The sequence below is a fragment of the Collinsella aerofaciens genome, from assembly GCF_015552075.1.
GTDB classification, from domain to species: domain Bacteria; phylum Actinomycetota; class Coriobacteriia; order Coriobacteriales; family Coriobacteriaceae; genus Collinsella; species Collinsella aerofaciens_Y.
In genome coordinates this window covers 12,560-33,439 of record NZ_JADNDZ010000026.1, presented here as the reverse complement: position 1 = coordinate 33,439, position 20,880 = coordinate 12,560, and the positions used below count along the sequence as shown (strand labels likewise).

The window sequence follows — 20,880 nt, the reverse complement described above, 5'->3', positions numbered from 1 at the left end:
ATGTTGCATTGTGGGCTTAGTGCCTCATAAAGTGGTACTCGATCACATTGCTGTAGGGGTGACCCGGGCCCACAATGCCCTGCGGGAACAACGGCTGGTGCGGCGTGTCGGGGTACATCTCGGCCTCGAGAGCAAAGCCGGCGCCCCAGCCATAGTTAGCATCGTCCTTGGCGTGCTCGTCGCCCAGCCAGTTGCCGGTGTAGAGCTGCACGCCCGGGGCAGTGGTGTAGTAGTCCAGCTCGCGGCCGGTCCACATCTCCTCGACGTGCATCGCGCGGCGGAGATTGCGGCCGTACTGATAGCCATCGATGCACAGACAGTGATCGTAGCCACGGGCCTGCTTAATCTGCGGGTCGTCGGCCTCCATGCCGGGAGCGACGGGGCGCAGCTCGCGAAAGTCAAACGGTGTTCCCTCGACCGGAGCGATCTCGCCGGTGGGGATATTCTGCTCGTTGATGGGCAGGTAGTGGGCAGCGTTGGCAACAAAGAAGTGCTCGCAGTCCATGCCGGCGTTATGGCCGGCAAGGTTAAAGTATGTGTGGTTGGTCATGGACACGTAGGTGGCGCGGTCGCTCTCGCAGCCATACTCGATGCGAAAGACGCCGGTGCGTGTAACGGTAAACACGGCCGTAAAGGTGCGTTTGCCGGGAAGGCCCAGTTCGCCATCCTCAAGCGAGGTGGTCATGCGCACGGCGTTGTGAGTCTCGTCGAGCTCAACGTCCCACACGCGTTTATGCAGACCGTGCTCAAGATTGCTGTGCAGGTTGTTGGCGCCCTCGTTGGCGGGCATATGCCAGTCCGTACCGTCGATGGTGATCGTGGCGCCCGCGGTGCGGTTTGCCACGGGGCCGATGGTCGCGCCAAAGCAGGCGGGGTTGTCAAAGTAATCCTCGAGCTTATCGAAGCCCAGCACCACATCGCGCACGTTGCCGGGAATGTCGGGCACATCGATACCCAGCACGGTGGCGCCATAGTCCATAATGCGAACGCAGATCTCAGGCCCGTTGAGGGTGTAGCGATGAACGGGGGTACCGCACGGCGCGGTGCCGAAAAGCTCGGAAGTGATCATTTGGTTCCTAACATCGAGGTATTTCGGACAAACTGTAGCGCGAACAGGCGAGATTATCACTACACCCCACTAAAGCAGGGGGTATTTTTCTCAAAAAAGTGATGATTGGAGCTGTGCGGGCGTTCATTTCTGACGCGCGCGAGTCTGATACAATTTGTTCGTTATTGTTTGAATTGACGTGAGCGTGGAACAGCGAGGACTCATCGTGATTAAAGCGGAGCGACAGGATAAGGTTCGGCAGCTGCTCGAGGAACAGGGAACGGTCTCGGTCAAGGAGATTTCGGATGCGTTAGGTGTCTCGGATATGACGATCCGCCGTGACCTTGAGGAGCTTGCGAGCCTGGGCGAGATCGAGCGCGTGCACGGCGGAGCCCGCAGTGCGCAGAGCCGTCCACACGCTATGCTGCGCCATGAGTATTCGCACAGCGAAAAGCGCACGAAGCATGCCGAGGAAAAGTTGCGGATTGCGTGCCGTTCTGTGGAGCTTATCGAGGAAGGCTCGACCATCTTTTTGGGCACGGGCACCACGGTTGAGCAGATGGCCTCGATGCTGCCGGCGTTTCGCCTGCGCATTGTGACCAATTCGCTTTCGGTGTTTAACCTGCTCGAGGCGCGCGAAGACTGCGACCTGTGCCTGGTGGGCGGCATGTACCGTCGCCGCACCGCCGCTTTTGTGGGACCAACGGCCGAGGATACCCTGCGTGCGCTGGGCATCGACGCGGCGTTTATCGGTGCCAACGGCATTCTGGACGGCGACGTGTCTACATCCAATATGGAAGAGGGCCGCATCCAGCAGCTCGCCTTTAGCAAGGCCGACTCGCGCTATCTGATCGCCGACTCCAGCAAGATCGGCAAGCGCGACTTCTACACCTTCTGCCGCCTGGACAATTTGGACGCCGTGGTGTGCGAGCCGGGCATCGCCGCCGAGGATCGTGCCGCCATCGAGGAACACACGCGGGTCATCTGCTAACTAGCGAAGCAGGCGATATTTCTGCCCCCTGCCGGTGCCTTCAACTGTCGCCAGGCCTGTCTCAACGAGTTTTTTGAGGATGCGGAGTAGCTTCGAACGACTAAAGGTGACTTTAGCCGCAAGCTCGCTTGTCGATTGAGGGTGTACTCCACTCAGCAGTCCGAATACGGTAAGTTCGTCGCCTTCGAGCCCGGGGTTATCCATGAGTAGGGGAAGCGTGACCACAATAGCGTTATCCGATACTTGAAAACGAGGCTTTTTGATGCTGTCTTTATAGGTGTCTCGAATTCGCATAATGCCCGTTCCGAATGCTTCGATAAGGCCTAGGCGCAAAAAGACTTCGGCAAGAATACGATTGCGTCTTACGGACAGCATGTCGGACAGGTATTCATCGACAGTCATGCTTGCCGGCAAACCGCCGGGCGAGGCGACTTCCACGCGGTCGTCGAACATCGAGATGCGAATGTGCGCGGGTACATCCCAAGTCCTGTGAACGACTGCATTGGTAATGGCCTCGCGGAATGCTTCGAGCGGAATGAGCTCCTTGCGGATCCGCTCCATTCCCTTGATCTCTTCGTAACAGTACTGAGTTTCAAATAGTTCAAGAGCGCCGTCAATCTCCGTTAAAACCGATGCATGCGCAAGAGTCTTGCGCTGCTTAATGAGGTTGATAGTTTCACCAAACACTGCGATGTCGATACCCGGGAAGCCATTCTCGTCCGCGAGCAGTTCTGCCGCGTTGTTGTAGGTTCCGGTTTCATCGAGCAGGCCAAGGGTTTTGAGGGTATCGGTTGTGAATGACTGAAGCGAAAGTTTTGCTGTTAGGCGATTCTCTAAAACGGTAAAAGATAAATCTTGTTTGTTTGCCGGGAGCTGCTCAAAGGAGAGATTTTGACCCTCGAGCACAAGACGCGAAAGGCCTAGGGTATCAACTGGTATGGTCGCGGTGTCATTGCGCTTGTATGCCTTCGAGCGGTATAGGTAAGGCTTCGATCTGCCGGGAAAGACCGTAAGCCCCACGGTTGCATCGGGCTCGTTGATTTTTAGGGAGTAATCAGGCTGGGGGATGATCGAATCGTTAATCTTGTTTTCGATATCCAGGCAGGTCTGCTTGGGATCATCGAGGCCAACGGCTTCTCCGTCGTCGTTAACTCCAAACAGGACACGCCCGCCCGTACTATTTGCATAAGCGGAGACAGTTTTAAGGAACGAATTGGTGACGCATTCCTTGAATTCAAGATCTTTGGATTCTTGCATCGTGTTGCTCCGTTTCGCTTCAATTTGACGTGAAAAATGACACGTAAAATTTTACACGTCATTTTGCGCGTCAATAATATGACACGTAAAAATTTGCGTGTCATTTTGCGTGTCAAAGTGACGCGATTTGACACGCAAATGCGTTGGGGAAAGCAATCAGATTACAAGCTAGACCAGGCGGGCGTAGTCCTGTGACTGGTGGTAAACGTGGGCGATGTAGATCGTTTCGCGCTCAAACTTGTAAAGACACACGTAGTTGTTGACGGGAAACGATCGATAATTGCGTGTCGCCAACTCTCGTATGTGTGAGAGGGGCCGTAGGAGCGGCTGCTCGCGAAGCAGATCAAGCTGATATTCAAACTCAGCGACGAAATTGCCCGCTGCGCGCGGATTCTTGAGGATTTGGGCAAGGTATCCGACGATACTCTCGTACTCATATCGCGCGCTTTTGAGTATTACGACGTTATAAGTCATATTTGTCTCGGATCGAGGTCGCGAAGGAGTCGTAGTCGCTGTAGTCGCCTTGCGATATCTCATCTTCTGCCAACATCATGCGAGATAACAACTTGGCCTTGGCGATTTCGTCTTGCATGAGGCGATACTGGTCGCTGCTAATGCAGTGCATGGCCTCGTAGCCGTTTTTGGTGACAGTGACGTCGCGCTCAGACTCAACAAGCGCGGTAAATGCAGCAGTGTCCTTCATATCTCGGACGGGCACACAAGCGGGCATAAGAACCTCCTTTGCGATGGGGCATAATTATACCACGGTGTGTTTGCGTGACTGATGCTGCTGAATTGTCTCGATCTGTAACAGGTGGGCGGCCAAAACCAGGCTTAGTGTTACAGGTTGAGATTTTCTGGTCCGGCCTATTCTGGTTGTCTCGATCTGTAACAGTTAGGACTGAAAACTCGGCTTAGTGTTACAGATTTAGATTGAGAAGATTGACCTGCTCGTTTATCTCGATCTGTAACAGGTAGATGGTCAAAAATGGGCTAGGTGTTACAGATTTAGATTATTCGGACCGGCCTGCGCGTTCGTCTCAATCTGTAACAACTAGGGCCGAAAATCCCTGCTAGATGTTACAGATCGAGACAAACGGCCCGCTCGGGCTCGGCGAAAAACAAAAAGGCCGCATGCGAGCCCGTGGGGGATTCGCATGCGGCCGACAGGGGGTATGCGGCAAAAGTTAGGCCATAAGCAGGCCGGTCTCCGAGACGTTCTTGTACCAGTACGCGCTCGCCTTGGGATAGCGCTTCTGGGTCTCAAAGTCGATGTAGAACAGGCCATAGCGCTTGTTATAGCCGTTGGTCCAGGAGAACTGGTCCTGCAGCGACCACACGAAGTAACCGTCGACGTTCACGCCGCCGTCGATTGCCTTGAGGATCCATGCGAGATGCTGACGCATGTAGTCGATGCGAGGGGCGTCATCGATAAAGCCGTCCTCGAAGTCGTCCTTATAGCCCATGCCGTTCTCGGTGATGTAGATCTTCTTGTAGTTGGGGTAATCGTTCTTAATGCGGAGCAGCAGGTCGTAGAGGCCCTCGGGATAGATGATCCAGTCCCAATCGGTGGTGGGAACGCCTTCGCGCACGCATGACTCGCCCACGCCCTTGAGGAACCAGCGCGAGGAGCCCTTGTCGCCGGTGCCATTGTGGTTGATGTCGTTTTCGCCCTCGGCGGCACGCAGGAACTGGCACTTGTAGGTGTTGACGCCCAGGCAATCGTTGTAGGGGAGCGCGGCGGTCAGCGCGGCGATGTCCTCGTCGCGGACGTCGAGCTCGCCGCCGGCGATATGGGCCAGCTTGGTCGCAGCCTCCATGGTGTCGGCTGCATAGTGGCCGCGGAAGGTGGCGTCGAGTACCCAGCGGTTGTTGATGACATCGGCCATGCGAGCTGCCTCGCAGTCGGTGGCGTTGTTGGGGTCGAGGGGATACTTGGGCTCCAGGTTCTGGACAATGCCGATCTCGCCCTCAAAGCCGCCCTCGTGGAAGGCGACGACGGCCTTGGCATGGGCCACCATCATGTTGTGCATGAGCTGGAAGGCCTTATCCAGGCGATACTTCTCGCCGTGCGGCCAGTTGCCGACGATAAAGCTGCCCTCGGCGGTCGCGGGGATCTCGTTAAAGGTAAACCAGTGCTTGACCTCGGTGAATTCGGCAAAGCAGAACTTGGCGTACTCGACAAAGGCGTCGATCGTCGTGCGCGTCAGGAAGCCCTCGCCGCCGTTCTGGTAAAAGGCCTCGGGCGTATCGAAGTGATCGAGCGTGACATAGGGGATAACGCCGGCTTTATTGCAGGTGGCGAAAAGCTCGTGATAGAAGGCGACACCCTCGGGGTTGATCTCGCCAGTACCGTTGGGGAAGATGCGGCTCCAAGCGATGGAGACGCGGATACCGTTGATGCCGAAGCGCTGGCACAGGTCGATATCGACCGGGTACTTGTTGTAGAAATCGCTTGCGGGATCGGGGGAGAAGCGACCCTGAGCAGCCAAGAAATCGTCCCAGGGCACTTTGCCCTTGCCGTGCGTGCGGGTCTCGCCCTCAACCTGGTAAGCGGCGGTGGCGCCGCCAAACACAAAGCCGTCGGGGAACTGCATGGGGTTGGTCATGAGTCATCCTTTCTGTGGGATACGAATAGGGAGAGGTGCCCGAACCGGGAATCCGGGCACCAACAGAGGGAGGAACTAGTCGAGGTTCTCGCGGAGCCACTTGATGGCGCCGGCGGGGTCGCGGGTAAGGTCGATATATTCCTTACCGCGCGGAGCGAGCAGCTTAATGCCCAGGCGATCGGTGTCGGCCTTCATGTCGTTGTAGTAGCTACGAACCTGCGGGGCGAGCACGATAACGTCGTACTGATCCATGATGGCAGTGTGCTGGCCATAGGCGCCTGCGGAGGAAGCGATGTTCTCTCCGGTCTGTGCGGCACCTTCCTTGATGGCGTTGGCAAGCATGGCAGAGGTGCCGGCGCCGGCGCACAGGACGAGGACCTTCAGGCCATCGACGTCCTTCTTAGCGGATACGTCGGCGGCGGGCTCGGGCTGATCGGCGACAGGCTTGCTGTCGGCGGCAGCGGCGGTCGGCTCGACGGAAGCGGCGGTCTGCTCGACAGCGGGCGCAGGGGCGTTGGCGGCGATGGCAGCGGCACCATCGGACTCGAGACCCAGCTCGGCGGCGCGCTCGGCCTCCTGGTCGCAGAGCAGCTTATCGTATGCCTTCAAGAACGGCAGGTAGATGATGGCGTCCAGCAAGATGATAATCGCGACAAATACCAGGGCGATAAGCTGGAAGTTCGTGGTGATGAAGATGCCGATGGGGGCAGGGGTAGCCCAAGGCACCACGAAGGAGAAGCCGTTCATGCCCACGTTATCGATAAAGAACTTGGCAACACTCACGTTGACGCAACCGGCGGCAACAAAGGGGATGAGCATGTAGGGGTTAAGGATCATCGGCGCGCCAAAGAGCAGCGGTTCGTTGACGGCGAAGGCAACAGGAACAATCGAGGCCTTACCGACGGCCTTGAGCTGCTTGGACTTCATAAAGAGAATCAGCAGAAACGGCACGATGAACGTGGCGCCGGTGCCGCCGAACTCACCCACGAGCGACATGTTAAAGGTGAGGGAGTGGGCGGGGTGGCCACCGGCCAGCAGAACCTGCAGGTTCTCGGCCTGGTTGGCAAGACGGATGGGGTCGATGCCCGGCTGGACGATCGAGGGGCCGTGGACGCCGATAAACCAGAAGAACGCGGTGGCTGCCTGGATAAGGATAAGGCCAGGATAGGTTTCTGCAGCGGTGAAGAGCGGGGAGAGCAGTTTGATAAGCAGCTCGGAGAACGGAACGCCCATGAGGTTGCGCACGACGACATCGATGATGCCGCAGATGATGACAGCACCGCCAAAGGGGATGATGTCGCGGAAGTTCTGAGCGATGGCGCCCGGGACCTCCTTAGGCAGCTTAATGGTCAGATCGCGCGAGACGCAGAACTTATAGACCCACACGGTAATGAACGCGGCGATATAGGCCGAGAACAGACCGCGCGTGCCCATGCTGGTGCAATCGAAGACTGAAAGCTCGGAGCCGTTGAACTTGGTGGTGAACTGCGTGACTGCGAGCAGCAGCATGCTGCACTGGGCGGCCACCATGGTGGAACCGTCGTTGAGCACTTTGCCGGCGGGCATGCGACGGTTCATGGAAGCCGTGAAGTTCTTGGCAGTGGTGCCGGCAACCATGATGCCCATGACGCCCATGGTGAAGTTGTAGAGCTTGTTGCACCAGTCGATGAGCGGCTGGGGCAGCGTGACGCCGACTACGCCGGGAAGGGTGGCAATGAGCAGAAAGATCGAAGAGGTGAGGACAATGGGCATGCACCCAAGGAATCCGTCCTTAATAGCCTGGAGGTAGATGTTCCTCGAGATCTTCTCAAAGAACGGCTGATGCTTTTCGAGCATCTTTACGATGGCGTCCATAGAGCTCCTTTGCTACTTGATGCGCGATGCATGTGGATGGAACTGGTCGTCGATGGATGGTCAGGACTGCCCGGAAACCTTCCTGCTTAAGGAAGGCATTGCGAAATGACAACGTTGTCATTTCGTTAATGACAACGTAAGACATTTTTAGAAGAGCAACAAGGATATACGGGTGAGTGGTCGATATTGTCCGGTAAACGGTTGATTTATCAGTCAGGCAGGTGGTGTATGCTAGAACGCAAAAAACAAGCGATAGAGAATCGAGTGGAGAAGCAGTGACAACGATGGACAAGAAAAACGTCTCGATGAACGACGTGGCGATTGCCGCGGGCGTTTCTCTCAAGACGGTTTCGCGTGTGATCAACGAGCCCGATAGCGTGCGAGAGTCGACACGCAATAAGGTCCATTCGGCAATGGAGGCGCTCGGATTTCGAACCAACTTTGCCGCTCGTTCGCTCAAGTTGGGCCGTTACGGGTGCATCGGCGTTGTGCTGTTCCACTTGTCGGGCGGTGCCGTGGACATGATTGACGGTATCGCCGATGCCGCCGAAGAGCGAGGCTTTGCGCTCACGATGATCAAAAAGCGGGCGGGGGAGAAGATGACCCTTGCCGATGCGGCGCGCAGGATGTCGCAGCTTCCCGTCGACGGCATGATTTTCAACCTGCGTCAGATGGTCGATGACTTTGATACTTTTGAGGCGCCGAAAGACCTCAAGACGGTGATTATCACATCAATGGAACATCCTACCTGCTCCACCGTCAGTGACGACCAAGAGGGCGGCGCGCGCATGGCGTGCGAGTACTTCTTGAATCGCGGGCACAAGAACGTGTACTTCGTCTCTGGTAAGAAAGAAGCGCTGTCGAGCCAGTGCCGTATGAAAGGTTGGCGAGCGGCGCTCGAGGCGCGTGGCATTGAGCCGCCTGAGCCTCTGCAAGGCGATTGGAATGCGGATAGTGGCTATGCCGCGGGCCTTGTGCTTGCCGATAAACCCGATTGCACGGCGGTCCTCGCTGCTAACGACTGCATGGCAAACGGCGTGATGATGGCTCTACGTGACAAAGGGCTCAATGTGCCCGACGACGTGTCCGTGATCGGTTTCGACGATGAGCTCTACAAGACGATTCCCAACTCGATTCTGACGTCGGTGAAGTTTCGCCACCGCGAGCTGGGCATCCGTGCGCTTAACGAGGTCGTCGCAGGTCTGGAAGCCCCGAGCTCCAGAAGCCGTACGCTCGTCTCGGGTGTGTTGGTCGAGCGCGCGAGCGTGCGGGATTTGCGGGCGTAGACGTGCTCGGCCTGCTCGTCTAAGTCTGTAACAGGTGGGACCCGAAAACTCGGCTAGATGTTACAGATTGAGATGAACAGGAGGACGGGTGCGGTCTAAACAAAATGGCCCGCGCATCACACATCGATGCACGGGCCATTTATTGTCTGCGAGCGGCAGGTGGTGTCAGCGTCTTATGCCTCGAGGTTTTCCTCGATCCAGGCGACGGCACCCTTGGGATCCTTAGTGAGGTCGATGTACTGTTTGCCCTTGGGCGACAGCAGCGTGATGCCCAAGCGGTCGGTGTCGGCCTTCATCTCGTTGTAATAGGTGCGAACCTGCGGAGCCAGGACGATGACGTTGTACTGGTCCATGATGGCGTAGTGACTGCCGTAGGCACCGGCGTTGGCGGTAATGTCGATGCCCAGCTCGTCGGCGCCTTCCTTAAGCGCGTTGGCGAGCAGTGCAGAGGTGCCGGCGCCAGCGCACAGAACCAGAACCCTCAGATCCTTGCCCTTAAGGGCGGACGGAGCTGCGGAGGCCTCAGTGGCAGAAGCGGTCTCGACAACAGGAGCCTCAACGGCGGGGGCGTCAGCGGTCTTGACGGTCTTGGTCTCCTCGGCCTCTTCTTCGGCCAGGGTCTCGGCCTCCTGCTTGCACAGGACGTTGTCGTAGGCCTTGCAGAACGGGTAGTAGATCAAGAAGTCAACGACCAGCAGGACGACAACCAGGACCAGAGAGATCGGCTGGAAGTTGGTGTCGATGAAGGTGCCGATCGGTCCGGGGAGTGCCCACGGCATGGCATAGATAAAGCCGTTCATGCCCAAAAAGTCGATGAAGAACTTACCAATGAGGACGTTGGCCACGGGGGCAAACAGGAACGGGATCAGGAAGTACGGGTTGAGGATGATGGGCGCGGCGAACAGCAGCGGCTCGTTGACGGCGAACATCACGGGTACGACAGAGGCTTTGCCGACGGCCTTGAGCTGCTTGGAGCGCATAAAGAGCAGGAAGATGATCGGGACAATGAACGTGGCGCCGGTGCCGCCGAGTTCGCCGATGTAGTTACCGAAGTTCTCGGTCAGGGCGAGGGCGGGGTGACCGCCGGCCTGCAGCGTGGCGAGGTTGGTGGTGATGTTGCCAAACAGCGCGGCGTTGAGGGCAGGCTTAACGACCGAGGGGCCGTGGATGCCCATGAACCAGAACAGCGGGATCATGAACCAGATGAGGGCGAGGCCGGCGTAGGAATCGGCAGCGGCGAACAGCGGGCTCACCAGCGTGGAGATGACGTTGGCAAACGGGACGGCCAAGCAGGTGCGGCAGATAACGTCGATGACGGCGACAAACAGGATGGAGAAGCTGAAGGCGAAGATGTCGCGGAAGTTCTGGGCGATGGCGCCGGGGACTTCTTTGGGCAGCTTGATGGTGATGTCTCGCTTAATGCAGAAGGCATAGATGTTGACCGTGGCAAATGCGGCGACAAAGGAGCTCAGCAGGCCCTTGGTGCCCATGTTGTCGGTAAAGAACACCGAGACATCGGCGCCGTCGATCTTGGCACTCGTCTGGGTAACGGCCAAGATGAGCATAGCGCACATGGCGGCGACCATGGTGCTCGTGGCGTTGATGGCCTTGCCGGCAGGCATGCGGCGGTTCTTGGAGCCGGTCAGCGCGCTTGCGGTGGTGCCGGCGACCATGATGCCCACGACGCCCATCGTGAAGTTGTAAACCTTGTTGCAGAAGTTCACGACGTCGACGTTCCACCAGTCGGGCAGCGTAAAGCCGCCGACCGTGGCGACAACGCCCGGCAGGGTCGAAATAAGCAGGAAGACAGAAGAAGACAGGATGATGGGCATTGCTGCCAAAAAGCCGTCTTTAATGGCCTGAAGGTAGATGTTCTTAGAGACCTTGTCGAAGTACGGCTGACCTTTCTCCAAGAACTTAACGATCGATTCCATAGTTCACGCTCCTCTTTGCATGAAATCTTAATGGCATGGACGTTGAAAACCTATATGGTCTCCCGCTTGCTAAAAGCCCGGGTGCAGGCGGGGTCGGTCCCAGGGGGAGAGAGGGGAGCGGCTGGGTTTGTATCGCATAGGGCCGCTCCCTTCTCGGGGGAAAGCGAGGCGATGCGCTACTGCGCGTCCGCCATAGTGTCGGCGAGCTCCTTGTACCAGAGTGCCGACTGCTTGATGTAGCGTTTTTGCGTGTCGAAGTCGATGTAGAACAGGCCGTAGCGCTTGTTATAGCCGTTGGCCCACGAGAACTGGTCCTGCAGGCTCCAGATAAAGTAGCCCTGGACGTCGACGCCCTCGGCGCGCGCCTGGAGCACCTTCTCCATGTGCTGGTCGACAAAGTCGATGCGCTCGGGATCGGCGACGATGCCGTTTGCGTCGGGCTCGGGGTCCTTGTGGCCCAGGCCGTTTTCGGTGATATAGATGACGGGGAGGTTGGGATAGGTGGCGCTGATGTGCTTGAGCGTGTCGTAGAGGCCTTGCGGGTAGATGAGCCAATCCCAGTCGGTGGTGGGGATACCCGGCATATCGACCTGCTGCCCGACGCCCTTAAACTTAAAGCACGAGGTGCCCTTGTCTCCGGTGCCGTTAAAGCTGTTGGTGGACTCGCCATCGTAGGCGGCGATAAACGCCGACTGATAGTAGTTGAGGCCGAACATATCGTTGCGGGGCGCCGCCTTGGCGAGCTCCTCCATGTCGCTGTCCTCAACCGTAAGCGTGGCGTTGTTGGCACGCAGAATCTCGTTGATGAGTGAGAGGGTGCGCGCGGAGTAGTGGCCCAGGAAGGCGCCGTCCATGATGAAGTCGGTGTAGAAGGCGTTGTACAGGTCGGCGGCGTGCTGGTCGGCGGGCGAGTCGGTGGCAGGATATGCCGGCGTCAGGACGTTGACCATGCCAATGCGGCCGCCCAGGTGCTCGGTCTCGTCAAGATCCTTATACAGGTTGACGGCGCGGGCGTGGGCAACGAGCTCGTTGTGCTGGCTCTGGATGCCGCTCGTCACATCAAAGTGATGGTTGGGCGGGAAGTTGCCTTGGATGTATTGGGAGTGCGAGAGGCTGATGAGCTCGTTGATGGTGAACCAATTCTTGACCTCGCGGAACTCGCGGAAGCAGAACTCGGCATAGCGCACATAGGCGTCGACGGTCTTGCGGTTGAGCCAGTCGCCCTGGTTGAACAGGGCGGCGGGGGAGTCAAAGTGATGCAGGGACACATAGGGCTCGACGCCATACTTTTTGCAGCAGGCGAACAGCTCGTGGTAGTGCTTAACGCCCTCGGCGAGGGGCTCGGCATCGTCGCCGTTGGGGAAGATGCGGGTCCAGGCGATGGACACACGGATGGCGTTGAGTCCATGCTCGGCAGAAAGGCGGATATCCTCCTCGTAGCGGTTGTAGAAATCACTGGCCGGGTCGGGCAAAAAGCGACCCTGGGCGACAAGGTAATCGTCCCACATGGTCTTACCCTTGCCTGCCACCTTCGTGGAACCTTCCGTTTGGTACGCGGCGGTTGCGGCGCCCCAAACAAAGCCCTTCGGCAGCTGCTGTACGCGGTTTAGCAAAGACATATGCATACACCCTCTCGTCTCGCTGTTCGATATTGTGCGTTTGCGCTCAGGAGGCTCCCTGGTTAGCGTTCAGCGGTGAAAAAGCCCGATAAACACTATCTTAAAATGATTAGAACCAAAATGAGCACGTGAACATTTGACAATGAGCACGTTAACATCCGCCTGGGATGTATAGAAACAAAACAACTTCAAACAGCCGCGAACGGTTGTATTTGTTCGGTAAGCGGTTTTGATTGACAGAAGTTTTCATGTTGTGGTATATGGCTCGGGTATCATGAGCACGTTATCGATGTATGTACGATGCGCCATGGGCGCGGGGAATAGTTGGGAAGCAGGTTAGCGTGGAAGGCATGGCTCAGCAGACAAGGAATGGTCATTCTGCGAGCGCGGCAGAGGTTGCGGCGCTCGCTGGCGTGAGCCGCCAGACTGTGTCTCGCGTGGTCAACGGTATGCCCAACGTGACGGAAAAGACGCGCAAGCGTGTGCTGGCCGCCATGGAAGAGCTGGGCTTTCGTCCCAATTTTGCTGGAGCGGCGTTGCGCGGCGGGTCGTATCGTTCTATTGGCCTGTGCATGTACAACATCACACGTGTCGGTAACCTGGCGACGCTCGAGGGTATCATGCAAGCGGCGCGCGAGCACGATTTTGCCGTCACTATGATCGAGATGGGCGGCGACAAGCCCTATACACTTGCCGATGCCTCGCGCCGCATGGTCGAGCGACCCGTCGACGGCATGATTCTCAACATGAACCGCATGGCTCCCGATTTTGAGGAGTTTGTTCCCCAGCCGGGAGTGCGAACGGTCATCCTGTCCATGTATGCGCATCCGCGCTGCACGACGATCGACTCCGACCAGTATGGTTCGTGCGAGCTGTTGACCAATTATCTGCTGGAACATGGTCACTCGAATATGCGGTTTGTGGCGGGTCCGGAAAACTCGATTTCCTCGCGTTTTCGTGAGGCCGGTTGGCGCGATACGCTGGGTCGTGCTCATGTCGATGCCGCTCCGATGCTGCGTGGCGATTGGAGTGCGGACAGTGGGTACGCCATGGGCGAGCGGATTGCGGCCGAGGTGCTTGCCGGCGGGTCGCAGGCGCCGACTGCCGTGCTTGCGGCAAATGACCAGATGGCGCTGGGCGTTATCGCCGCGCTCGAGAACGCGGGCCTGTCCGTGCCCGACGACGTGAGCGTGGTTGGTATCGACGACGCACTCGAGGGACTTGTTCCTCACAATCGACTGACGACGCTGCGATTTGATTTGCGCGGTGTCGGTAAGCTTGCGTTTGAGGCGGCGATTGGAGAGAGCTCGTCTATCGAGGCGATTCATGTGCCGAGTACGCTGGTCGAACGCTCGACTGTTAGGGACATACGGGGTTAGGTCCTACTCCGTTTGTCTCGATTTGTAACAGGTAGACGGTCAAAAGCGGGCTACGTGTTACAGATTTAGATTCTTCGGAAAGAGCAATCCTGTTCGTCTCAATCTGTAACAGCTAGGACCAAAAAACTCGGCTAGATGTTACAGATCGAGACAAACGGCTCCCGACCAGCCCAAAAACAAAAAGACCGGGGGCGGCGCGCCGTGTGACGTGCCGCCCCCGGCTGAGAAATGGGGACAGGTTGTGTGAGCGGGCAACCCCGCCAGCCACTAGTCCAGACGACGGGTCTGCGCCACGTGCTTGTACCAGTAGGCGCTTGCCTTGGGCGTGCGCTTCTGGGTTTCAAAGTCAACGTAAAAGAAGCCGTAACGCTTGTTGTAGCCATTGGTCCAGGAGAACTGATCCTGCAGGCTCCACAGGAAGTAGCCGCCCACGTTGACGCCCACCTCCATGGCCTTGAGCAGCCAACGCAGGTGCTGCTCGATGTAGTCGATGCGCGGCTGGTCGTCCACAAAACCGTTCTTGTAGGGGTCCTTGTAGCCCATGCCGTTCTCGGTGATGAAGATCTGCTTGTAGTTGGGGTAGCGCTGCTTAATGTAGACGAGCAGATCGAACAGACCCTCGGGATAGATGATCCAGTCCCAGTCGGTGGTGGGGATGCCGGGCTTGTTCACATGCTCGCCAATGCCCTTGACGCGCCAGCGACCGGTGCCCTTCTCGCCCGTACCGTTGTGGTGCAGGTCGTTCTCGCCATCGTAAGCCTTCAAAAAACGGCACTGATAGTTGTTAACGCCCAGGTAGTCGTTGTAGAGCGCTGCCTCGCGCATAATCTCGAGGTCCTCGTCCAAGATCTCGATGGTGCCGCCCGAGACGGCAGCCAGGCGGTTGGCGCACTCGAGGGTGTCGGGGGCATACTCGCCGCGGAACGTCGCGTCGAGCAAAAACTGGTTTTGCAGCACGTGCTCGTTGTTGGCGGCTTTGATGTCGGCGGGGTCGTTCTCGTTGAGCGGGTACTTAAACTCCAGCGACTGGATGACGCCGATTTTGCCCTTAAAGCCGCCGTTGTGGAAGGCCAGCACGGCCTTGGCGTGGGCGAGCATCATGTTGTGCTCGCACTGGAAGGCCTCGGCCAGATGCGCCTTGACGCCACCGGGGAAGGTGCCCTCGATGTAGGTGTTGGAGGCGTCGGCCCAGATCTCGTTAAAGGTGAACCAGTAGGTCACCTCGTCGGCGTACTCCTTAAAGCAGAAGGTGGCAAAGTCCACAAAGGCGTCGATGGTCTCGCGGTTGAGGAAGTCGCCCTTCTCAAAGAGGGGAAGCGGCGTGTCAAAGTGATGCAGCGTGACGAACGGCTCAACGTGGTGCTTGTGGCACTCGGCGAAGAGGTCGTGGTAGAACTGCACACCCTCGGGGTTGATCTCGCCGGTGCCGTTGGGGAAGATGCGGCTCCAGGCGATGGAGAGGCGGATGCCGTTGATGCCGAACTCCTCGCACAGCTCCAGATCGACAGGGTACTGGTTGTAGAAGTCGGAAGCGGGATCGGGGGAGAAGCGGCCCTGGGCCTCCAGGAAGTCGTCCCAGGCAACCTTGCCCTTACCGTGGGTGCGGGTCTCGCCCTCTACCTGGTAGGCAGCAGTGGCGCCGCCAAAGACAAAGTCCTCGGGAAACTGCGCGGGCGGGTTGGTGACGCTGGCGGGGTTAACGGACATGATGATCCAATCGTCTAAATCGAAGGGCCAGCCGGCTGTGGATGGTCGGCTGGCCTTTACGCGTTACTTACTTCGAAAGCTGCTCGGAGACGAAGGCGAGAGACTTGTCGCCGTTCTGGGAGAGCTCGATGTACTGCTTACCGCGGCAGGCGACGCACTTGTTGCCCACGCGCTCGCAGTCTTTCTGCAGGTCGGCCAGGTAGCTGGCGGCCTGCGGGGCCAGGACGACCAGGTCAAAGTCGGGGAGCATGTCGACGTGGTTGCCATAGGCCTCGGCAGCGGTCTCCAGATTGATGCCGCGCTCCTTGGCAGCCTTGGCCAGCGCGTTGGCGAGCAGGCCCGAGGTTCCGCCACCCTGGCAGAGCACGAGCACGCGCTTGCCGTTGAGGTCGCTAGCGGTCGTTGCCTCGGCAGCGGGTGCTGTGGAAGCGGCGGGGGCGTCGGCCTTCACGGCCTCGGCTGCGGCACCGGCGGCAACGCTCTTGGCATCGGCCTTGCCCTGGAAGGCGTCGTTGAGCTTGGCGGCCTTCTCGGCGTTCTTGGCGGCGAGCTCCTCCTGGGAGATCTCGGCCTCCTCGGCGCACTTCTGGGCGTCATAGGCACGGAAGAACGGATAGTACAGGACAAAGTCGACGACCAAGATGAGGGCGAGCATCACAAAGGCGAGCGGCTGGAAGCCCAAGCCCATGATGGTGCCGATGGGGCCGGGGACAGTCCAAGGCAGGGTGTACATAAAGCCGTTCATGCCCAAGAAGTCGATAAAGATCTTGAGGATCCAGATGTTGGCGATCGGGGCAAAGACAAACGGGACAAAGAAGACGGGGTTGAGCACGATGGGCGCGGCGAACAGCAGCGGCTCGTTGACAGCAAAGCACACGGGGACGATGGCGGCCTTACCGACGGCGCGCATCTCCTGGGATTTGGCCAGGAAGCAGAACATAAAGACCAGGACGAGCGTGGCGCCGGTACCGCCCATGCAGACGACGAAGTACTGGGCGCCCTGCGTCAGGACAGCGGAGGCGTGCGCGCCAGCCTGATATGCAGCCAGGTTGTCGGTCATGTTGGCAACGAGGGCGGCGGCGATGGCGGGCTCGACGATCGAGGGGCCGTGGACGCCGACGAACCAGAAGAGGCTCATGGCGCCGTAGATCACAGCGAGGCCGATGTAGCCGTCGGCAGCGGTGAACAGGGGCTGGAACACCTGGATGACGCCCTGGGCAAAGCAGAAGCCAAAGGCAGCACGGAAGACGATGTCAAAGACCCAAAAGACGGTGATGCAGACGGAGAAGGGGATGATGTCCTTAAAGGTCTGCGAGATGTTGGGCGGAACCTGCTCGGGCATCTTGACGGTGATGTTGCGCTTGATGAAGAACTTGTAGATGATGCCGGTCACAAACGCAGCGATAAAGGCGGTCAGCAGGCCCTTGGAACCAAGATAGGTGGTGTTGAAGCCGCTGGCGGCATCCGTGGCGATGGTGTCGCTCGAAAGGAGCAGGAAGCCGATGATGGCCGCGCACATGCACGAGATGAAGTTGATCTGGTTGTTCTTGGGCAGATCGCGGTTCTGGGCGTCGGCGAAGTGCTTGGCAGTGGTGGCGGCGCAGGCGATGGCCAGGATACCCATGGAGTAGTTGTAGCACTTCCACAGGGCGTTGTTGATGTCATCGGGCCAGTAGAAACCCCAGATGTTGGGGACCGAGGCTACCAGGCAGAAGATGGACGAGAAGATGATGATGGGGATGACGGAGATAAAGCCGTCGCGGATCGCCTTGAGGTACTTGTTGCGGGCGATCGCGTTGAAAAAGGGCTGGCCCTTTTCGATGATGGCGATGAGTTGCTCCATGCAATGCTCCTAAGAGTCGGTGGGTTAGCAACGATGGTAGCTTTTGGCGTTCGGTTGCCAAAATGTTGACGTTGCCATTTTGCGACACAAATAAAGACGTGAACCAGTGGTTCCTGTGCCTGCGAACCATCGATTCCTTACGCGTAAACGTTTGAGCCGCCCGGTGGCTCTGTGTTTGCGCAATGGCAACGTTAACATTTGGGCGACAAAAGCCGTTCGGGGAAGCGGGATTGTCGGTGAACGGTAGGTTTTGGGTGGTAAGCGTATTGCGGGGAGGCGTTGGATATACTTGAAGGCGTTCATTTGACTGCGTAGGATGCCGCCAATGGCATCGTTGACATAGAAAGATCGACCTATGGCCGCTGTTAAAAAATCGGTTTCCGTTAAGGACGTGGCGCGTCTCGCGGGCGTCTCGGAGCAGACGGTCTCGCGCACCGTGCACGATTCGCCCAGCGTGCGCCCCGAGACCAAGGAACGCGTGCGTGCCGCCATGCGCGAGCTGGGGTATCGCCCCAATTTCGCCGGTCGATCGCTGCGCCGTGGCAAGTTTAAGACCGTCGGCGTCGCCATGTTCAACATTACCGGTACCGGCAACCTCGACCGTATGGAGGGCTTTGCCGCCGCGGCCGACAAACATGGCTATGCCATCACCCTCACTAAAGTAGATGGACATCCCTATACCCTCGAGAGCGCATCGTCGCGTATGAGCGCGCTGCCGGTAGACGGCATGGTCGTGATCATGAATCGCATGCCGGCGGACTTTGGCACCTTCGAGCCGCTGCCCGGCATGCAGACGGTGCTCGTTACGATGCTGGAGCACCCGCTCTGTTCAACGGTCGATAACGACCAGTTCGATTGCTCGCGCCAGGTGGTCGAGTACCTGCTGGGGCGGGGGCACAAAACCGTGCATTTTATCTCGTGTCCCGAGCGCTCGCTTTCGGGCATGCGGCGCGAGGAAGGCTGGCGCGAGAAATTGCGCGCGCATGGTATTGAACCGCCGCGACCCGTCCGTGGGGATTGGACGGCACAGAGCGGATATGCCGCCGGTCAGGCTCTGGCGGAAGATCCGACCTGTACGGCCATTTATGCTTCCAACGATGCCATGGCCTACGGCTGCATTCGCGGGCTCGAGTCGTGCGGAAGGCGTGTGCCCGAGGACGTGAGCGTGGTGGGTGTTGATGACAGCCTGGGCGATATCGTGCCCGACCGTCGCCTGACCACGGTGCGCTTTGACAACAAGCGCGTCGGCATGTGGGCGGTCGACAAGATTGCCGGCGCCGATGTGGGTGCGTCTGGCGTGGAGCACATGCTGATCCCCGGTGTGCTCGTAGAGGGCGATACGGTGCGCGATTTGCGTTAGGGTGCGGCCCTGTTTGGGTTGCCGCTAATTGTGTTCGATATTGTTCAGATTGGTTTAAAAACCGTTCACGGACGAAAAGTGACCGTTCATAGTTCGAAATTACGTTTTGAGCTGTTCTTTTTTGTTTGAATGTTATTGTTTCTGTCATACACAACGCAGCGCGTATGCCCGGACGCGATGCTCTCCATTGGTTCATATGTGAAAGGAACGCAATATGGCAACCAAAGAAGAAATCTCGATGGTTGGATTCGAGATCGTCGCATACGCAGGTGACGCCCAGACCGATCTGCTTGCAGCGCTCGATGCTGCTCGCGAGGGTGACTTTGAGAAGGCCGAACAGCTGCACAAGGATGCCAGCGATGCGCTCATCGGTGCCCACGACACGCAGACCAAACTGCTTTCGCAGGAGGCCGGCGGTGGCGAGATGGAGATGACCTTCATCATGGCTCACGCTCAGGACACTCTCATGACCACTATGATCCTGGAGAAGCAGACCCGCTTTACCATCGATGCCTACAAGCGCATCGCCGAGCTCGAGGCCAAGCTCGCCTAACGAGCCCTCACAACCAAGTCCCCTTCCAAAAGCCCTGCCGCGCGACAGGGCTTTTTCTGTCCTCCTCCAAGTTGCGGTGGAATAGGGACTGAATAGGGGCCGGCGGGCACAAAACAATCCCTATTCCACCGCAACTTATCCCGAGATAGTCATTGGGGACGTTCTTAAACGACTAGTCATTGGGGACAGTCTTGGTGCGCTCCGTTCGTCCTCCCGTTCGATTTTTGCTCGGTGGGTATACTTCCTTTCGCATTAAACGCCGGACTGAGGAGGTATCCAAATGCCGGACAACGGATCAATTCAAAAAAGAGACGCGTATGAGATGGCTCATGGGCGTCCTGTCCAGATAACCGAGCATACGACGGTTACCGAGCTGCAGCCCAGCCTGTCCGATGTCGTGTGCGCAAACAAAAAGTTGCAGATTGGCTTTATCGTTGCGCTCGTGGTGCTGGCGCTGCTGTCGGGCTTTGTCGCGCGCCCGCATTTTGCCGATACCAAGACTTGGGACTCCACCATCGAGGTCATCGATCAAAAGAAGGGCAATGTTTTGGCGCTCACGACCTCGTGCGTGGCGCTGTCTGCGGGCATTACCGCGCTGCCGGGTGATACGGGGACGCCGGTCGCCGAGCAGCTCGCGCAGCTTTCAGGCAACCTTGGTATCGTGCTTGCCGTGCTATACCTAGAAAAATATTTGCTCACGATTTTGTGGTCGGTTGGCTTGGGCATCTTAATCCCGCTTGCGTTGGTGCTCTTTGCGGTGTCGCTCGGCATTCACGGGCGCTGGAGCACGAGCGCCGTCCTGCGCCGTGCGGCGACGCGCGTGCTGGTGGTTGCCGTGATCGGCATGGCGTTGGTGCCTGCAAGCGTATGGGTGTCGCAAAAGGTCGACGAAACGTATCGAGTGAGCATCGAGGCGGCCGAGCAAAAGGCGACTGACGCTGCGAGTGCGGCAGATAGTGATAACTCCAAGGCAAGCAAGAAAAAGGCCGAGGCCACGGAGTCCAAAAACGTGCTTGAGCAGTTGACTGATGGGGCCTCGAACCTGGTCACGTCGGTGACCAGCGGCGCCAAGCAGATGACCGATGAGATCGTGCAGCAGGTGACCGACCTCATCGAAGGCGTCATCGTAATGATCGTGACCTCGTGTGTGATTCCTCTACTGGTGCTCGCGGCGTTCCTATGGCTAGGACACGTGCTGCTGGGGATCGATATCTCCGGTCCCGCGAACTATCTGACGGGTCGTTTCTTGAGCGGTCCGTCCAAACATGCCAAGAAGAGCGGGCAGTCTGAGTAGGCGGCAAAGCGATCTTTGGAAGATCAACCGTGAGAAGGGCGGTCGAGACACGTTCTCGGCCGCCCTTTTGTTTGTTGAACACATGGTCGCTACGTCCGCGCCCGGTCCAAACGGTCAGCAATCATCTGTGAACGGTATTTGTTCAA

16 protein-coding genes are annotated in these 20,880 nt (G+C 58.1%); 6 read left to right on the top strand and 10 right to left on the bottom strand.

Going from position 1 to position 20,880, the window contains the following annotated elements; all coding sequences use genetic code 11:
• Positions 1-16 precede the first annotated feature (16 nt).
• Positions 17-1,069, bottom strand: a complete 1,053-nt coding sequence (locus tag I2D41_RS02180) for an aldose epimerase family protein (RefSeq protein ID WP_195232833.1) — start codon at positions 1,067-1,069, stop codon at positions 17-19.
• A gap of 205 nt (positions 1,070-1,274) precedes the next feature.
• Between I2D41_RS02180 and I2D41_RS02175 the strand changes: the two genes are divergently transcribed.
• Positions 1,275-2,039, top strand: coding sequence for a DeoR/GlpR family DNA-binding transcription regulator (locus I2D41_RS02175; RefSeq protein WP_271741628.1), 765 nt, complete (start codon positions 1,275-1,277; stop codon positions 2,037-2,039).
• On the opposite strand, the gene I2D41_RS02170 is transcribed toward I2D41_RS02175, so the two are convergent.
• The 5 genes from I2D41_RS02170 to I2D41_RS02150 all read right to left on the bottom strand — a co-directional run bounded on the left by I2D41_RS02170 (position 2,040) and on the right by I2D41_RS02150 (position 7,759).
• The gene (locus I2D41_RS02170) at positions 2,040-3,296 is read right to left on the bottom strand and encodes an ATP-binding protein (RefSeq protein WP_195363396.1); all 1,257 of its coding nucleotides are present in this window, start codon (positions 3,294-3,296) and stop codon (positions 2,040-2,042) included.
• Positions 3,297-3,464: 168 nt separating this feature from the next.
• Complete coding sequence (locus I2D41_RS10190) at positions 3,465-3,770, bottom strand: type II toxin-antitoxin system RelE/ParE family toxin (RefSeq protein ID WP_195363395.1); 306 nt, start codon at positions 3,768-3,770, stop codon at positions 3,465-3,467.
• The gene (locus I2D41_RS02160; protein WP_195363394.1) at positions 3,760-4,026 is read right to left on the bottom strand and encodes a type II toxin-antitoxin system Phd/YefM family antitoxin; all 267 of its coding nucleotides are present in this window, start codon (positions 4,024-4,026) and stop codon (positions 3,760-3,762) included. Before I2D41_RS02160 ends, I2D41_RS10190 begins: the two co-directional genes overlap by 11 nt.
• A gap of 457 nt (positions 4,027-4,483) precedes the next feature.
• Positions 4,484-5,905: a 6-phospho-beta-galactosidase gene (lacG, locus tag I2D41_RS02155; protein ID WP_229042055.1), complete on the bottom strand. Its 1,422-nt coding sequence runs from the start codon at positions 5,903-5,905 to the stop codon at positions 4,484-4,486.
• A gap of 75 nt (positions 5,906-5,980) precedes the next feature.
• Positions 5,981-7,759, bottom strand: coding sequence for a PTS lactose transporter subunit IIBC (locus I2D41_RS02150; protein WP_195363393.1), 1,779 nt, complete (start codon positions 7,757-7,759; stop codon positions 5,981-5,983).
• Positions 7,760-8,043: 284 nt separating this feature from the next.
• Here I2D41_RS02150 and I2D41_RS02145 point away from each other — a divergent pair, with 284 nt between their 5' ends.
• Complete coding sequence (locus I2D41_RS02145) at positions 8,044-9,045, top strand: LacI family DNA-binding transcriptional regulator (protein ID WP_195363392.1); 1,002 nt, start codon at positions 8,044-8,046, stop codon at positions 9,043-9,045.
• Between the two features lie 173 nt (positions 9,046-9,218).
• Here I2D41_RS02145 and I2D41_RS02140 read toward each other — a convergent pair whose 3' ends face one another.
• Positions 9,219-10,979 (bottom strand): PTS lactose transporter subunit IIBC, encoded by a 1,761-nt coding sequence (locus tag I2D41_RS02140; protein WP_117564764.1) that lies wholly within the window; start codon positions 10,977-10,979, stop codon positions 9,219-9,221.
• A gap of 176 nt (positions 10,980-11,155) precedes the next feature.
• Positions 11,156-12,598 (bottom strand): 6-phospho-beta-galactosidase, encoded by a 1,443-nt coding sequence (lacG, locus tag I2D41_RS02135; RefSeq protein WP_022094683.1) that lies wholly within the window; start codon positions 12,596-12,598, stop codon positions 11,156-11,158.
• 350 nt (positions 12,599-12,948) lie between these two features.
• On the opposite strand from lacG (I2D41_RS02135), the gene I2D41_RS02130 reads away from it, so the two are divergent.
• Positions 12,949-13,977, top strand: a complete 1,029-nt coding sequence (locus I2D41_RS02130; protein ID WP_055310566.1) for a LacI family DNA-binding transcriptional regulator — start codon at positions 12,949-12,951, stop codon at positions 13,975-13,977.
• A 267-nt stretch (positions 13,978-14,244) separates the two neighbouring features.
• Here the strand turns inward: I2D41_RS02130 and lacG (I2D41_RS02125) are convergent, their stop codons facing one another.
• Together lacG (I2D41_RS02125) and I2D41_RS02120 are read right to left on the bottom strand one after the other, a co-directional pair.
• Positions 14,245-15,684, bottom strand: a complete 1,440-nt coding sequence (lacG, locus tag I2D41_RS02125; RefSeq protein ID WP_195363391.1) for a 6-phospho-beta-galactosidase — start codon at positions 15,682-15,684, stop codon at positions 14,245-14,247.
• Between the two features lie 67 nt (positions 15,685-15,751).
• A complete protein-coding gene (locus tag I2D41_RS02120) occupies positions 15,752-17,527 on the bottom strand; it encodes a lactose/cellobiose PTS transporter subunit IIB (RefSeq protein WP_195363390.1) in 1,776 nt (591 codons plus the stop codon).
• A gap of 355 nt (positions 17,528-17,882) precedes the next feature.
• Here I2D41_RS02120 and I2D41_RS02115 point away from each other — a divergent pair, with 355 nt between their 5' ends.
• The 3 genes from I2D41_RS02115 (at position 17,883) to I2D41_RS02105 (ending at position 20,734) form a co-directional block, all read left to right on the top strand.
• A complete protein-coding gene (locus I2D41_RS02115) occupies positions 17,883-18,887 on the top strand; it encodes a LacI family DNA-binding transcriptional regulator (RefSeq protein WP_195363389.1) in 1,005 nt (334 codons plus the stop codon).
• Positions 18,888-19,101: 214 nt separating this feature from the next.
• Positions 19,102-19,440 carry a PTS lactose/cellobiose transporter subunit IIA gene (locus tag I2D41_RS02110; protein WP_006234827.1) on the top strand — a complete coding sequence of 113 codons (339 nt, stop codon included), beginning with the start codon at positions 19,102-19,104 and terminating at the stop codon, positions 19,438-19,440.
• 280 nt (positions 19,441-19,720) lie between these two features.
• Positions 19,721-20,734, top strand: a complete 1,014-nt coding sequence (locus tag I2D41_RS02105) for a hypothetical protein (RefSeq protein WP_195363388.1) — start codon at positions 19,721-19,723, stop codon at positions 20,732-20,734.
• The last annotated feature ends 146 nt before the right edge of the window (positions 20,735-20,880 follow it).

What these genes read in the sequence shown, in the direction of transcription:
- I2D41_RS02180 (WP_195232833.1), bottom strand. Translation starts at nt 1,069, where the DNA reads ATGATCACTTCCGAGCTTTTCGGCACCGCGCCGTGCGGTACCCCCGTT.
- I2D41_RS02170 (WP_195363396.1), bottom strand. Translation starts at nt 3,296, where the DNA reads ATGCAAGAATCCAAAGATCTTGAATTCAAGGAATGCGTCACCAATTCG.
- I2D41_RS10190 (WP_195363395.1), bottom strand. Translation starts at nt 3,770, where the DNA reads ATGACTTATAACGTCGTAATACTCAAAAGCGCGCGATATGAGTACGAG.
- I2D41_RS02160 (WP_195363394.1), bottom strand. Translation starts at nt 4,026, where the DNA reads ATGCCCGCTTGTGTGCCCGTCCGAGATATGAAGGACACTGCTGCATTT.
- lacG (WP_229042055.1), bottom strand. Translation starts at nt 5,905, where the DNA reads ATGACCAACCCCATGCAGTTCCCCGACGGCTTTGTGTTTGGCGGCGCC.
- I2D41_RS02150 (WP_195363393.1), bottom strand. Translation starts at nt 7,759, where the DNA reads ATGGACGCCATCGTAAAGATGCTCGAAAAGCATCAGCCGTTCTTTGAG.
- I2D41_RS02145 (WP_195363392.1), top strand. Translation starts at nt 8,044, where the DNA reads ATGGACAAGAAAAACGTCTCGATGAACGACGTGGCGATTGCCGCGGGC.
- I2D41_RS02140 (WP_117564764.1), bottom strand. Translation starts at nt 10,979, where the DNA reads ATGGAATCGATCGTTAAGTTCTTGGAGAAAGGTCAGCCGTACTTCGAC.
- lacG (WP_022094683.1), bottom strand. Translation starts at nt 12,598, where the DNA reads ATGTCTTTGCTAAACCGCGTACAGCAGCTGCCGAAGGGCTTTGTTTGG.
- I2D41_RS02130 (WP_055310566.1), top strand. Translation starts at nt 12,949, where the DNA reads ATGGCTCAGCAGACAAGGAATGGTCATTCTGCGAGCGCGGCAGAGGTT.
- lacG (WP_195363391.1), bottom strand. Translation starts at nt 15,684, where the DNA reads ATGTCCGTTAACCCCGCCAGCGTCACCAACCCGCCCGCGCAGTTTCCC.
- I2D41_RS02120 (WP_195363390.1), bottom strand. Translation starts at nt 17,527, where the DNA reads ATGGAGCAACTCATCGCCATCATCGAAAAGGGCCAGCCCTTTTTCAAC.
- I2D41_RS02115 (WP_195363389.1), top strand. Translation starts at nt 17,883, where the DNA reads ATGGCCGCTGTTAAAAAATCGGTTTCCGTTAAGGACGTGGCGCGTCTC.
- I2D41_RS02110 (WP_006234827.1), top strand. Translation starts at nt 19,102, where the DNA reads ATGGCAACCAAAGAAGAAATCTCGATGGTTGGATTCGAGATCGTCGCA.
- I2D41_RS02105 (WP_195363388.1), top strand. Translation starts at nt 19,721, where the DNA reads ATGCCGGACAACGGATCAATTCAAAAAAGAGACGCGTATGAGATGGCT.